The organism is Streptomyces sp. NRRL F-4489 (genome assembly GCF_001509485.1).
Lineage (GTDB): Bacteria > Actinomycetota > Actinomycetes > Streptomycetales > Streptomycetaceae > Streptomyces.
Map to the genome: position 1 here is coordinate 1 of NZ_LLZI01000182.1, position 425 is coordinate 425.

The following is a 425-nucleotide window of genomic DNA, read 5'->3' on the forward strand; positions in this document are numbered from 1 at the left end:
GCAGGCCCTCGACGCCGCCCACCCGGCCACCCCCTGGGACCGCCTCCTCTTCAGCGCCAAGGAAGCGGTCTACAAGGCGTGCGCCCCGCTCGCCCCCCGCCCCCTCGAATTCCACGACGCCGACATCACCTTCGACCCCGCCGGCCGCACCTTCACCGCCCGCCTCCTCCTCCCCTGGCCGGCCGGCGCCCCCGCCCCCGTCCTCCCCGGCCGCTGGTACGCCGCCCACGGCATCCTCCTCACCGCGGCGACGATCCCCCGCCCGTGAGCAGCCGCCCCTGAGAATTCCCCAGAAACGCAAAAAAGCCTCGTTCCCCGAGTCGAAACTCGGGGAACGAGGCTTTTTCTAAAAATTGTTCGGCGGCGTCCTACTCTCCCACAGGGTCCCCCCTGCAGTACCATCGGCGCTGAAAGGCTTAGCTTCC

General features: G+C 69.9%; 1 protein-coding gene. It reads left to right on the forward strand.

From position 1 onward, the window contains the following. A partial coding sequence (locus ADL22_RS36810; RefSeq protein ID WP_159048666.1) for a 4'-phosphopantetheinyl transferase superfamily protein occupies positions 1-268 on the forward strand: 268 nt, incomplete at its 5' end. Positions 269-425 lie beyond the last annotated feature (157 nt).